This is a genomic window from Nostoc sp. FACHB-190, from assembly GCF_014696905.1.
Taxonomy (GTDB): Bacteria; Cyanobacteriota; Cyanobacteriia; order Cyanobacteriales; family Nostocaceae; genus Nostoc_B.
Genome location: NZ_JACJQW010000005.1, coordinates 273,408 through 286,394, shown reverse-complemented (window position 1 = coordinate 286,394; position 12,987 = coordinate 273,408). Strand labels below are relative to the sequence as shown.

Sequence of the window (12,987 nt, the reverse complement as noted above, 5' to 3'; positions counted from 1 at the left end):
TAATTTCTTAAACTTTGATTGTAACTGGAGACAAGTTTCTTTCAGCCAAATCATTTTCCACTAGCTTCACCAACTCCGGTAGTGCAGCTAAAGAACGTTGCCGTTGTAAACTACAAATCGGCACCTGTTGAACTACACTCAGACATTGCTGGAAATGTGCTTTGAGAAATTCTGGTGCAGTCAAGGCTTGCATTTCCCTAGAATGTCGCACTAATTCACCAAAGCTTTGTTTTGGTTCTAAAGGAACGATTTCTGGGTGGGTTCCGCCAGCTAACACATAAATCTTCTTCAGGGGTACAGATTTCTGAAAGAAACCATCTTGCAGTCGATGAACCCGCTTGATGGTTTGGGAATTTAGTAAAGGTAAACTATCTGGAACATGACCAAAAGAAGTCGCCGCATCAGGCCACAGCTTAATTTGAGGAAAACCCGGAATGACTAGTGGCTGTTGTTCACCAACTTGAATGGCCAAAACATCATCTGTCAAAATGCTGTAGCCGTGAGCGTGAAAACATTCCGCCAGAGTTGACTTGCCAAAACCAGAGTCAGCCATAAAGGCAACTGCACTACCATTGATGACTACACTACTAGCATGAAGTACAAGCAAGCCTCTCTGTCGGAGCAAGACGCAAATAATCGCACCCAACAGAAAAGTCCGTGTTAATGCTTCATCAACACCAGGATCGGGATCAAGGACAATTTCTTTTCCATCTTTCAGCAACACCATCCCGAATTGGGCAATTCTCGCTAACAGGTAGTTACCACCATCACTAAAGTTTTGTTGTTGATCATTTAACTTACCAAAACGGATGACTACATCTGCTGGTTTGTCACTGGGGATGAGTTCAGGTAAGGGTAATTCCGAGTGAATGCCTAAGTTGTATGCTGTGTAAACGTACATCTAAAATATTGCTGGATAACGAGTGAATTTTTATTTACGCAAAACTCAGTTTTAGTATCACTTTTGAATTGACAAAGCTCTGACAATCTGTAATAAAGGAAGCCATCAGGAAATAGCGTTCCTGATGTTTCCAAACATCTCATTTAGATTTTGCAGTAATCCTAAAACTAACTTACTTTTTTAGGATTACCTTCTTTCTTAGCTCTAGATTTGATTTAGGGATAATAGTATCCGTGATGCTATTACACCTATAACCTTGCTAAAGCTATGGTCTGGGTGCGGGAGTAACTACACCATCTCTAGAACCCTCGAAGCCGACAGCAGGAAAAGTTTCATTTCCTATGATGAAATTATCTTGTGCGCCTCTTCTCCCAAAAGCATTGGTAATATTCTGTACGCTACCGTAGTTTGTCAGTTGAGGCGCTTCGTAAGTTTTTTTCATTGTTAAGTCTCCTGTTGTTTTGTTGGTTTTTGACTGGACTAGATATTGGCTTTGAAATTTAACCAAATCAGTCTAGGTAGGAGCAGGCTGAGACTGCACTGCCCCTAGTCCGACTTATGGTTTTTTGAGTATGATTTAGCCACAGAGAAAGTGTTAGCACGTTCCAAACTGGCATTAATGAATCATCGTTTATCTCCTCCTTTGTCGATATCAGGTTGTTGTAGAATCTGTAGAGCAAGTTGGTATCCACAAATTCTTGAATATTACTGACATCATTAGTAATCACTTCATCTAGCAGTGCGCGATCAAGATGTAATAAACCGCGCTGGAAGTTTGGTGTCATATCTGTTTTGCCACCACGCCACTGCACTTCTTGGGGAAGAATACCATCTAAGGCTCTCCGCATAATAAAGCGAGACCATCCTTGATAAAGTTTTTGATCTGGTGGTAAAGACAGGCAAAATTCAATCAAGCGTTTATCCATAAAGGGATGACGCGACTCTAGAGAAAATGCTGCCGCACATAAATCTCCCAGTTCTAGTACTGTGGTAAATAGGGCAGAATTTAGGGTACGCCACTGTTCTTCTCTCACTGTGACGGCTTGTTCCTGAGATGGTGTTTGCGGATTTATCCCGACTTGTTTGGCAAATTGTGGGTTGATTAAAGAAGTAACTTGGGGTTGATTTTGCTTTTTACCCCGGAGCGATCGCCAAATCTTTAAGATATACTCAGGAACTAAGGATTTAATGCCATATCTAACAAGCAATCTCCGCCGCGACACTCGAAAATGCTGTCCAATTTGCCAAACAGTTTGCAAAAAGGTGAAATATTTTCTCTGTTTGACTAATTCTTGTAAGTAGGTAATGGCATATTGATAAAAAAGGGCGGCTAATGAAGTATTAAAGTGTTGTGATACGGCTTGAGCTTCTTGGATAAATTTCTGCCATTTTCCTTGACGTGCTAATTCGGCAAAGTATGTCACGCCATGAGATACGGTTGTATCACCATCAAAACCATCTAAAGAAATCCGAATCCCTGCTTGTTGGGAGGCACGATTTAATTCCCACACCAGAAAATGGCTAGGCCCAATAAAGGGTTCTTCTATATATTGATAGTATTTCTGCCATTCTGATAAGGGGCCTGATTGATCAGCGTGGACGTAATGGGGGACAAATCCGCCTTGGTTTAATACAGGGTTAATGTATTGGCGTTCGTCGCATTCTGGAACTTCTTCAAAGATGTTGGAGAAGGTGTGCAGCTTGATACCTTTAGTTTGTAAGATATCCCTAGCTACACAAGCAATTGAGGAAGAATCTAAACCACCACTCAAATGACAGCCAACAGGAAATGCACTGCGTAAACGACAACGCACTGCCTCGATAAATATCTCTCGGAAAGCGGCGGCATATTCAGCATCGGAGTTGAGTTTTAACTCTTCACCAATTTCTAAAGCCCAGTAAGCGCGAGTTCTTAATTTACCTGTGGAACTCACTGTCATTGTGTGCGCCGGAGGTAATCGATGTATATGTTTGTAGGACGTAATTGATTTATCTTCTGTGAATGGTTGTAGGTGATTGGCGATCGCAATTTCATTCACCTTTTTCGGCACTTCCGGTAAACACAACAGCGCCTTCATTTCCGAAGCAAAGTAAAATTTCTTACCTGGTTGATAGCAGTAATATAAGGGTTTGATGCCAAAATGATCTCTCGCACAGAATAATTTCTGTTGATTTTGATCCCAGATCACAAATGCAAAGTCACCAAGCAATTTGGTTGGGCATTGTTCACCCCATTTTTCGTAAGCTGATAGTACTAACTGGCTATCTGTGATTTTTTCTGGTGGACAGTGATTAATCGATAAGGCAGAGATTAGTTCATCACGGTTATCTATGCGTAAATCGGCTGTAATGACTAAATTAGCGGTGTGATCAACAAAAGGTAGTTTTTCTAACAGTGATTCTGGTGTTGTCCACAGCATCCGATGACCCAAGCCAACTGCACCAGCACACCAGATATCTGCACCATCCGGCCCCCGATGAGCGATCGCATCTACCATCAAGACCAGCTTTTTCTGTTCAATTGCCTGATTATCTAGATTGTAAATGCCAACTATACCGCTCATGATTTATATCCTTGCCAAAGACGGTAATGGAGTAAAGCGCGAGAGATCAGGAAGGTAGCCAATGACAACATACCCTTGAGTTTCAATCCAAGCATGAGCTTCTAAATTGCCAGCTTCACTTTTAACAACTCCGATTCGCAATTCTGGTTTGTAACCATAACGAGTCATTAATACTTGGCAAGTTAAAGCCCGCGCTAGGCACTTGGCTCCACCTGGTGTGTAACGCGTGCTAACATTTATTGCCCAAACAATTTTGTGCAGAGAAATTGGTTCTAGCTGGAAAGTTGGTTTACTGATTTTGTTGATCAGTTTTCTTAACTTATTAAACGACAGTAACCACATTCCTAGCCGAACTAACCCCAGCAAAACGAACGTCCTCAATAAAAATTGGCGATCGCTATTGCTGAGTTGCCATAATTTAAGCAGCCGCTTCATTGTTTATTTCTATCAATCCTTGATCTGCTAAATCTTCTAGCAAAGCGGATATATCACGTTTGCAGACATCTGCATCTACTTCGTATTCCGCTAGGATGGCATCTTCAATTTCTTGGACAGTTTTTGGTGATTGGATGAAGTTCCATATACTTGCTCCTACTTGATTCAAACCATAGTACGCACCAGATTTAATATCAAGAATTACCACCTCTCCTTGCAAGTCTGAACAGATTTGCTCTCTAGAGGCTACTACACTTAAGTTTTCTGATGAACTTAGTTTTGTTGGCATCTTTATAGTATAATCACTGATTTTTAACTGTTCACACTAAAAACAATTTATATCACCCTTGTGGAAATTACTGTTACGTAAGCTTGATATCTTCATCCTTTGTTTTAAAACTCGCTAACTTTATAAAGCAATTGTGAAGTAATATAAATAATCAATTAATCTGACTGTCAACAATTAATTACTCTCATCATTGATCACTACAAAATTGAGGTAGTAATTAAAGTAATCAATCCATCAATTATTAATTAGGTAATTGGAATTAATGATACAGTTATTTGCTGCACAAATAATTAATATCTTGTTCGAGTAATCTTGGAACAATAACTACAACTCGGAAAATAGGCAAACATATACTCAGCAAGGATTAAGCAATCAGGAGTCACAAGCAATATCTTGAGCTTATCGTAGGATCAAAACGTAAAAGTAAGTCAGGATGATTTATCTATTGATTGATAATAAGTGGCATCAGCTTACCTAAATTTTGGCTCCTGAGTTCCTAATGTACTTGCAATTTTTATCTATTAATAAAAATGTTGCAAATTGATTTGTCTTAAGTCAATATATCTTTGGAATGATATTGCCAGTTGAATTGAAAGTATCTTGATTTCAATTGGTATAACAACAAGATAATTCAGCCTTGTAGACTAAATAACTCACAAAAAGTTCCCTGAAAAAGAAACAAGTTTTTCTATCTACTTACAGTAATGATTTCAGCTTAAAACTTTAAATCGGGATGACTGGATTCGAACCAGCGGCCCCTTCGTCCCGAACGAAGTGCGCTACCAAGCTGCGCTACATCCCGCCAAAAAAAGGCAATATCTTGATTATGATATCATAAATGTCCGAAAAAAGAGAGTAGGTAGAGCAACCAGAAAATTAGCTGATCTAAAACTGCATAGATGTCATCACAACAAAATAACCAATGACAACTATATATATATATAGATTGCTTGCTAGGATTAGATTTGTATAACTTTCAGTGGTAAAAGCGGATTGTGACAGTAAAGCCAGACTGGTTGCAAGAAAAAGTGTATAATGCTTGTTGAGCCAATACTTACAAGATTAAATATCCAATTTTGAGCATTCTTTGAGCATTATGGTTAACAGCGTCAAAACCTCATCAAGCAAGGCTAAAAAAGGTCAAGTATCTGTCAGGGAAGACAGCAAAAGCATTAAAGCTTGCTTCCCGCGTAATTATTTCGCGGATGGTAAACAAGTAAAGCTAAGTACTGGCATCCCGTTGGTTAGTGGTTGGGAAGTTAAAGCGGGTCAATTACAAAGACGCTTGCAGTTGGAGCTTGAAGAGGGGAAGCTTGATGATGGTTCTGGTAACTTTAACATCGGTCGTTACCAAGAGATTTTGCAAGAGTATGGATTAAAAGCCAGTCTTAAAAATCCGAAGCTTATTCTTGTTTCAGATAATCAGTTGCCACCTAAGCCAGAATTATCTTCACTTGAAATCTGGGATATATATTGTGAGTACCAAAAGCGTGAATGGGCGATAACAACAGTAGATAAGCACACAGGTATTTATCGACGTTATCTTGATACTGCTATTAATCATGTTGGTGATAATGCTTTACAGATTAGAGAGTGGTTACTTGATAATCGTGACCATCAAAATGTCAAAAAAATATTAAGTCATTTAAGTAAAGCGTATGCTCTAGTAATCCGACAAAATTTATATTCTGGTAAAAATTATTTTGATGGATTAACAGAAGGTATAGGAAGCGGAAAGCGTGTTAAAGAAATAAAACAGGATGAATATAGAGAGGATGACGAAGTAGAAAGCAAAGATTTTGCTTTTACGTGGGATGAAGCAGAATCAATTATGGAGTTTTTGAGAACATCAGAAAAACCAAGATTTAATCATTGGTATCATTTTGTAAGCTTTAAGTTTTTAACGGGTTGTAGGCAAGGTGAAGCAATAGCTCTATGGTGGGGGGATGTTAAGTGGGATAGGGAAATAATTGTTATTGACCGTTCTTACAGTAGTACGCTAAGGAAATTCAAACCAACGAAAAATGAGACTACGCGTATTTTTCCGATGCCAAAAGACGGCAGATTGTGGAATTTATTAAAAGAGTTACCACAAGGAGAACCTAACGAAGTTGTTTTTAAAAATCGTGAAGGTAATACAATTCATCATTGTGTATTTGGGGAAGCATGGAAGGGTAAGAGAAGCATTAGTAAAAGTGGCACTTATTATTACCCAGGTATAATCGAGACGTTAATTGATGAGGGTAAAGTATCAAAATATTTACCACCGTATAACACTAGGCATACATTCATCACTCATCAAATTTATGATTTAAATCGAGAAAAAGACATCGTTAATGCTTGGTGTGAGCATGGGGAGAAAATATCAGCCAAACATTATCGGAATACGTCACAAATTGCCTTACAAATTAATCCAGAGTTACCAGCCAATTCAGTGACACAACAATCATCAGATATTGAAGCATTAAAAGAGGAATTAAAGCAGCAACAAGAGAAAATGAAACAACAAGAGGAATTAATTAGAAGACTGCTAGAAAATAAAAACAATTAATCAATAATTTCAAGCACTTTAAGGGAATAATTTTATTCCCTTATTTTTTTATTTATAAAACCTTATCCCCGTTAGTTTTAATCCCTTTGTGCATACTTGCAACTAATCGCAACTATCCCACTTAGCACACGCTACACCACAAGCCAGAGTGAAACTGTCAATTGATTTATAAATTCAACTTATCGCGTTAGCGGCTCGAAAGCCTTGTTGGTTGAAGCCTAATTTTTTTCATTGTGCGTAGAAGGTCTATGACCATCTGGAAACTCATAGTGCGTTATCGCGTGATGCCTCCACAGAGTGAAAAACCTCTATTTTGCGGTACTTCTACTTATAAGAAATTCTTATATATTCGACTCCTATTGATAATGATATTTTTGTACTAGTGCATCTACGCTTCAAGGCATAAAAACACCCACAACGTTGCAACCGTGTGGGTTTCAGGTATTACCAATTAGAATTTTCTATGAAAAATATACTTGATTCTGGCGACTTTTTACCAGACGACATAAGCGATAGTAGCAGCGATATTCACTTTAGTGCAAGTCATAACGAGTGTGACTTATCTGGCAGTGAATCAAATAAAAAACTTTTTGGGCATATATATAGAACTAGCAGCGTGTTGGATGGACACTCTACACCCGAAACCCTTGCCCAGCAACACTCTCAGCTTGCATACCCACACATAGACCACATCTCGTTTACCAGTAACCTGCCTACACAACAGGATTACCAAGCACTCATAACCCTTGTCGCCAATACATTTGGCGGTATTCCTGGTAGTCCCTATCCGGTCAAGACTCAAGCAAAAGCACCTCAAAACACTGGCAACAATAACCGCACCAAAAAAGAACGGGGTTATCAGCTTTACTCTCACGCCATAGATTTCAGCAACGGTATACACCTTGAGTATTCATACCCAACAAAAGCTGATAACTCACCATTTGCCCTTAAAATGCGTTTTACCGTGCCTGGAAGTGTTTTAGGACAATTAAGTGTATTACAACAAATACAAGCCTTAAAAACGCTCCTAGCTACCCCTAATGTGACATTAACAAGGGTAGACCTATCTATAGACTTTTTTAACTTCCCTGAGCTACTTGCTAAGTTTGAGTGCGCTAGGGCAACTAGTAGTTTTTTTGGCGCTACTAAAACGCGGGTTGTAGGCTCAACAATTTACTTTGGCAGTAAAGACAGCGATAAGCAATTACGTATCTACGACAAGGCACTGCAATTAAAAATAAATTCCCAATGGTTGCGTTATGAATTACAGCTACGTAACGACTATTCAATAAAAGCTATTGACGCACTAATGAAACTTATTAACGACGGTGAAAATATTTCGGTTGCTATAGCGTTAATAGCGACAGATGAAAAATATTTTGATTTCAAAGACAAGACAAATAAAAAGCGTGACCGTTGTAAACGCTCTGATTGGTGGGAACAGTTATTACCTCAAAAAAATACCACCGTCGGAAAAATATAATCCTTATCAAACAACAGAGGTACATAAATATGGAAATATTGAATTTTTACACAGCGTTGACATATATGGAATTTAAACTGACCGTCATACATAAAGCTTTAGGTGAATGCAAAATAGTTAGTACTCATGATTCCCGTAGAGATGTTATGTACATTCAGTTCCCTTGCGGTCGTACAGTGCTGTGTGACTTAAGTTTCCTGTTCCGTTGCAAGTTATGAGGTGTATATATCCCTTTTTACTACGTCGATAAAACCGTCGATATTATCGTCGATAATATAGTCGATAAAATAGACGGTTCAATAACCCCTATATACATCTCATTGCCTACCCTTGTTACTGCCTATCAATTACCAGTGATTTACTCTGTTCTATTCAATCTCTGAGACTTGTTCTTATTTGCCTACCCTTATTACTGTGATGGCTTTCAAAGCTTATTCTCACTGCTTTGAATCCACAAACATTAGTGATTATCCTAGTTGTACCTTTTTGTCTTTTAATACTGTGAATTTCATGTGAACTTTTGAATAATATTTAGTGAAATTCAAAGACCAGCTATTGATTCACATTCGTTATTTTCTATAGGGTAAAAAACAGCATTTACCATGTACATCTACCCTATACTATGCCTGAATCCACACCTCCTTTTACAATCAAATCATTGGTTAGAAACCCTGAGATTTATGAACAATGGAGTGAAGCACTAAAGCATACCGATTGTCCCGATGACATTATTGCTCTGGCTTCCGTTATTGCTTCTAACACTAAAACCGATAATCCTAATTTTGGTCGTAATTGGGGGGATAAGAAAATCATTACAATAGCACTCAACTATTTATTTAAAGCAGTCCAACAATCCTAATCACTGACGCTGATATTTTTTTCACCACTGTACTAGCCGACGGTGGTTTTTTTATTTTTATCGCTGTACCTCCTTACCCTTGACATAGTTCTTATTTTGTCACATAAATAAGAATATGCCTATTATACAAGGGTTTCAGGTTATATGCCAAGAGGAATACCAGCAGCAGGCAAGCGTAAGCCGGGCGGCGGTCGTAAGCTTAAATACGGTGAGAATACCACTCAAGTCAGAGTTCCACTTAGTATTGCAAGCAAGATTGATGAGCTATTGTGCTTCCTTACTGAATTAGATGATGAGATTGCCCAATGGGAAGCCGAAATACAATCAAAGGATTTAAAAACTAACCCACGTTACAGTAAAGCGGCTATCTTAGCTGCTTCTATAAGAGAAAAAATCAATGCTTTAAAGGCTGATACCACAGAGTAAGGTTGTCTATATTCTGGTTGATATTCCCGTCTGTTTTATCGTCGATATTACCGTCGATAAAATAGACGATAAAATAGACGCTGCTATCCCACGGTGTATGACATGAGATTAAAATAGTTAAACCCTCAAAATTTAACTCGCCCTAGCTTCTAGCAAGCTAGTTGTTTGCTGTTTAATTTTTTTGAGCATTCGTTGAGCATTTTCTCTAGCTACAAAATAATGCTCGAAATGAAACCCAAAATGCCAAATATTGCTGTTTTGAGCATTAGATGAGCATTTAAGAGACACATTAGGCTGAAAGTGTTGATTTAGCGTACTTATGAAAAAGCCAGACTGGTTGCGAGTTAAAGCGCCTCAATGGGAGCGCGTTGGTAACGTTAAAGAAATTTTGCGGGATTTAGCACTCAATACGGTTTGCGAGGAAGCATCCTGTCCGAATATTGGTGAGTGCTTCAATGTCGGTACTGCCACTTTTTTGATTATGGGGCCAGCTTGTACCCGTGCTTGTCCTTACTGTGACATTGATTTTGAGAAAAAACCAAAACCTTTAGATCCTACAGAACCAGCCAGATTAGCCGAAGCAGTCCGCCGTATGAGGCTAAATCATGTGGTGATTACTTCTGTTAACCGAGATGATTTACCTGATGGTGGTGCTTCGCAGTTTGTCGAGTGCATTACGGCGGTGCGGAATGTGTCACCTCAAACCACAATTGAGGTATTAATTCCTGATTTATGTGGTAACTGGGATGCTTTGGCAATAATTCTACAAGCTAACCCAGAAGTAGTTAACCATAATACAGAAACGGTTCCTCGCCTGTATCGTCGGGTGCGTCCCCAAGGAAAATACGATCGCACATTGGAATTATTGCAGCGATCGCGGCAAATAGCACCTTGGCTCTATACTAAATCGGGCATCATGGTAGGACTTGGCGAAACCGATAGCGAAATTCGCCAAGTGATGCAAGACTTACGCGCAGTCGATTGTGATATTTTGACAATTGGGCAATATCTCCAACCCAGTCAAAAACATTTGCAAGTCGATACTTTCATTACCCCAGAACAATTTGCTGCATGGCAAGCCTTTGGTGAAGAACTCGGATTTTTGCAAGTCGTTTCTTCTCCCTTAACCAGAAGCTCATATCATGCAGAACAAGTCCGGGAATTAATGGAACGTTATCCTCGACGAGTGCTGAGTGCTGATAAATCAGTTATCAGTCATCAGTAAACAGGGAGTAGACTTGATAACTGATAACTGATAACTGATAAAAGTGGTGCAAGAAACTACCATTGCAATTTTAGGTGCAGGTGCTTGGGGTACAGCTTTAGCAAATCTAGCAGAGGCCAATGGTCACAAAGTTAGGCTATGGTCACGTCATGGCACAGAAACACTAGAAGCTGTTCTCCAAAATGCTCAAATAGTGCTATCTGCTATTTCCATGAAAGGGGTAAGAGATGTTGCTTTGCAAGTAAAATCTTGTCCCCTTTCACCAGAAACAATTTTTGTCACAGCAACCAAAGGCTTAGAACCACAAACAACTGCTACGCCGTCACAAATTTGGCAAGCTGCATTTCCTGATCATCCAGTAGTCGTATTATCTGGCCCGAACTTATCAGCAGAAATTCAACAATCATTACCAGCTGCAACCGTAGTGGCCAGCAACATCACCACTGCGGCGGAAAAAGTGCAGTTAATATTTTCTGCACCACGTTTCCGGGTTTATACAAATCCCGACCCCCTGGGTGTGGAATTAGGGGGAACACTCAAGAATGTGATGGCGATCGCAGCTGGTGTCTGCGATGGCTTAAAATTGGGAACCAACGCCAAAGCTGCTTTAGTCACCCGTGGACTCACAGAAATGGTTCGCATCGGCAATTTTTTAGGTGCGAAAACGGAAACTTTTTATGGTTTGTCTGGTCTGGGAGATTTGTTAGCTACCTGCAATAGTCCTTTGAGTCGTAACTACCAAGTCGGCTATCAAATGGCTGGTGGTCAAACCCTGACAAATGTCCTCGCTAATTTGCCAGGAACGGCCGAAGGAGTTAACACTTGCCAAGTTCTGATGCAATTAGCCAAGCAGCAAAATATTTATATGCCAATTACAGAGCAAGTTTATCGCTTACTCCAAGGTGAAGTTACTCCTCAACAAGCACTCGATGAACTAATGCTACGAGATATCAAGCCGGAATATCACTGAGTGAGTCAAAAGTAAAAAGTTAGAGATAAAGGAGATTACATGGAACTTTCTGTTATGCTTTTTCTCCCTGTACTACTGAGTATTTGAGAGATTATGCAAAAAATTGATTGTGATACCATAAATTCAACCTGAAGAATGAGTTTTTCTTATGGCTACCTTACGAGACATTGAAGCAGCCATCAAACAATTACCTGAAAGTGATATCCGCCAACTCTCTGTGTGGCTACAAGAGTATTTGGATGAGATGTGGGATCAGCAAATTGAAACAGATGCAGTGTCAGGAAAGTTGAATAAGCTGATTGCTAAAGCAGAGGCAGATATTATAGATAACAAAGTAAGGGATCTTGATGAAGTCCTTCACAACCCCTGACTTTTGGCAAGCCTATGCAAAATTAGCTCCAGAAGTGAAGGAACAAGCAAGAAAAGCATATCAACTTTGGCAAGAAAATCCTGTGCATCCTTCTTTACACTTCAAAAAAGTAGACAAGAATCTATGGTCTGCGCGTATTAGTGGTGGTTATCGCGCATTAGCTTTGAAAAAGGGCGACGATTATTATTGGTTCTGGATTGGTAATCATGACGAGTATGAAGCTCTGCTGAATTAGACGATGGTTTCAGCTATCAATTACAGATGATATAGGACTCATATTTGATTTATGAAAAAACCAGTACACCCAGGTCAGGCTTTTTTCCTACTCCCTACTCCCCATTCCCTACTCCCTGCCTATCGCGCTTGCGCTGCGCTTCTCTGCGAGACGCTTTGCGAACGCGCACCACACAACTAGATTCAGAAATCAAATCGGATTCCTTCCTATACTCAACCGAGTTTGGTAGCGAGTTGAGGCGGCTACATTAGATATAAGAATAATGTCCAGGGTGCGATCGCCCAAAATTGGTGTAGCAACCTGACTGGGATGAAAAGCTATTCATCATTACTTTTTCCTCGGTTGCCTACTTTGCCTGTCTAAACTCTGCCTTTGTTTTACTTCACATATTCCCGAAAAATCCCTAGACAGAAAATACTAAATCGTCAGGAAATTACTTTAATAACCATGTAGATATGACTAACCCAATGTTAAACATAAATTTACTGACAGATGTTTATACCAGTTAAAAAAGTAACACTTAATACATATTACGTCGAAATGCTGATTAGGTAGCTCAGAATTTAAAGCTTATCTGTAGATTTGAATAGCTATTGGTTCAATCAAATGTTCAACGGCCGAAGGATTTCGGCATTAATGTTGGAAACACTAGTGCAGTTTTTGAAAAAAAATTGTATTG

General features: G+C 39.3%; 13 protein-coding genes and 1 tRNA gene. 8 read left to right on the top strand and 6 right to left on the bottom strand.

Features of this window, described 5'->3' with window-relative positions:
• Positions 1-7: 7 nt before the first annotated feature.
• From H6G28_RS09140 to H6G28_RS09115, 6 genes are all read right to left on the bottom strand, one after another.
• Positions 8-901, bottom strand: coding sequence for a serine kinase (locus H6G28_RS09140; RefSeq protein WP_190670369.1), 894 nt, complete (start codon positions 899-901; stop codon positions 8-10).
• Between the two features lie 265 nt (positions 902-1,166).
• A complete protein-coding gene (locus H6G28_RS09135; protein ID WP_190670367.1) occupies positions 1,167-1,343 on the bottom strand; it encodes a lasso peptide in 177 nt (58 codons plus the stop codon).
• A 67-nt stretch (positions 1,344-1,410) separates the two neighbouring features.
• Positions 1,411-3,465 (bottom strand): lasso peptide isopeptide bond-forming cyclase, encoded by a 2,055-nt coding sequence (locus H6G28_RS09130; protein WP_190670365.1) that lies wholly within the window; start codon positions 3,463-3,465, stop codon positions 1,411-1,413.
• Between the two features lie 3 nt (positions 3,466-3,468).
• A complete protein-coding gene (locus H6G28_RS09125) occupies positions 3,469-3,900 on the bottom strand; it encodes a lasso peptide biosynthesis B2 protein (RefSeq protein ID WP_190670363.1) in 432 nt (143 codons plus the stop codon).
• Positions 3,884-4,189, bottom strand: coding sequence for a lasso peptide biosynthesis PqqD family chaperone (locus H6G28_RS09120; protein WP_190590039.1), 306 nt, complete (start codon positions 4,187-4,189; stop codon positions 3,884-3,886). Before H6G28_RS09120 ends, H6G28_RS09125 begins: the two co-directional genes overlap by 17 nt.
• Before the next feature lie 728 nt (positions 4,190-4,917).
• Positions 4,918-4,991, bottom strand: a tRNA-Pro gene (locus H6G28_RS09115).
• Positions 4,992-5,285: 294 nt separating this feature from the next.
• On the opposite strand from H6G28_RS09115, the gene H6G28_RS09110 reads away from it, so the two are divergent.
• The 8 genes from H6G28_RS09110 to H6G28_RS09075 all read left to right on the top strand — a co-directional run bounded on the left by H6G28_RS09110 (position 5,286) and on the right by H6G28_RS09075 (position 12,308).
• Entirely contained in the window at positions 5,286-6,740 is a 1,455-nt protein-coding gene (locus H6G28_RS09110; RefSeq protein WP_190670362.1) for a site-specific integrase, read from the top strand.
• Positions 6,741-7,203: 463 nt separating this feature from the next.
• Positions 7,204-8,223 carry a replication initiation factor domain-containing protein gene (locus H6G28_RS09105; protein WP_190670360.1) on the top strand — a complete coding sequence of 340 codons (1,020 nt, stop codon included), beginning with the start codon at positions 7,204-7,206 and terminating at the stop codon, positions 8,221-8,223.
• A 622-nt stretch (positions 8,224-8,845) separates the two neighbouring features.
• The gene (locus tag H6G28_RS09100) at positions 8,846-9,082 is read left to right on the top strand and encodes a hypothetical protein (protein ID WP_190670359.1); all 237 of its coding nucleotides are present in this window, start codon (positions 8,846-8,848) and stop codon (positions 9,080-9,082) included.
• Positions 9,083-9,226: 144 nt separating this feature from the next.
• Positions 9,227-9,508 (top strand): hypothetical protein, encoded by a 282-nt coding sequence (locus tag H6G28_RS09095; RefSeq protein ID WP_190670357.1) that lies wholly within the window; start codon positions 9,227-9,229, stop codon positions 9,506-9,508.
• 319 nt (positions 9,509-9,827) lie between these two features.
• Positions 9,828-10,733, top strand: a complete 906-nt coding sequence (gene lipA / locus H6G28_RS09090) for a lipoyl synthase (RefSeq protein WP_190670356.1) — start codon at positions 9,828-9,830, stop codon at positions 10,731-10,733.
• Positions 10,734-10,779: 46 nt separating this feature from the next.
• Positions 10,780-11,703: an NAD(P)H-dependent glycerol-3-phosphate dehydrogenase gene (locus H6G28_RS09085; RefSeq protein WP_190670416.1), complete on the top strand. Its 924-nt coding sequence runs from the start codon at positions 10,780-10,782 to the stop codon at positions 11,701-11,703.
• Between the two features lie 148 nt (positions 11,704-11,851).
• Positions 11,852-12,073, top strand: coding sequence for a hypothetical protein (locus H6G28_RS09080; RefSeq protein ID WP_190590037.1), 222 nt, complete (start codon positions 11,852-11,854; stop codon positions 12,071-12,073).
• On the top strand, positions 12,051-12,308 hold the full coding sequence (locus H6G28_RS09075) for a type II toxin-antitoxin system RelE family toxin (protein WP_062295366.1): 258 nt from the start codon (positions 12,051-12,053) through the stop codon (positions 12,306-12,308). The genes H6G28_RS09080 and H6G28_RS09075 overlap by 23 nt, the downstream gene beginning before the upstream one ends.
• Positions 12,309-12,987 lie beyond the last annotated feature (679 nt).

Excerpts from the sequence above, each read along its gene's own strand:
- H6G28_RS09100 (WP_190670359.1), top strand. The coding sequence starts at position 8,846 with ATGCCTGAATCCACACCTCCTTTTACAATCAAATCATTGGTTAGAAAC.
- H6G28_RS09125 (WP_190670363.1), bottom strand. The coding sequence starts at position 3,900 with ATGAAGCGGCTGCTTAAATTATGGCAACTCAGCAATAGCGATCGCCAA.
- H6G28_RS09130 (WP_190670365.1), bottom strand. The coding sequence starts at position 3,465 with ATGAGCGGTATAGTTGGCATTTACAATCTAGATAATCAGGCAATTGAA.
- H6G28_RS09140 (WP_190670369.1), bottom strand. The coding sequence starts at position 901 with ATGTACGTTTACACAGCATACAACTTAGGCATTCACTCGGAATTACCC.
- H6G28_RS09095 (WP_190670357.1), top strand. The coding sequence starts at position 9,227 with ATGCCAAGAGGAATACCAGCAGCAGGCAAGCGTAAGCCGGGCGGCGGT.
- H6G28_RS09120 (WP_190590039.1), bottom strand. The coding sequence starts at position 4,189 with ATGCCAACAAAACTAAGTTCATCAGAAAACTTAAGTGTAGTAGCCTCT.
- H6G28_RS09110 (WP_190670362.1), top strand. The coding sequence starts at position 5,286 with ATGGTTAACAGCGTCAAAACCTCATCAAGCAAGGCTAAAAAAGGTCAA.
- H6G28_RS09105 (WP_190670360.1), top strand. The coding sequence starts at position 7,204 with ATGAAAAATATACTTGATTCTGGCGACTTTTTACCAGACGACATAAGC.
- H6G28_RS09080 (WP_190590037.1), top strand. The coding sequence starts at position 11,852 with ATGGCTACCTTACGAGACATTGAAGCAGCCATCAAACAATTACCTGAA.
- lipA (WP_190670356.1), top strand. The coding sequence starts at position 9,828 with ATGAAAAAGCCAGACTGGTTGCGAGTTAAAGCGCCTCAATGGGAGCGC.
- H6G28_RS09135 (WP_190670367.1), bottom strand. The coding sequence starts at position 1,343 with ATGAAAAAAACTTACGAAGCGCCTCAACTGACAAACTACGGTAGCGTA.
- H6G28_RS09075 (WP_062295366.1), top strand. The coding sequence starts at position 12,051 with ATGAAGTCCTTCACAACCCCTGACTTTTGGCAAGCCTATGCAAAATTA.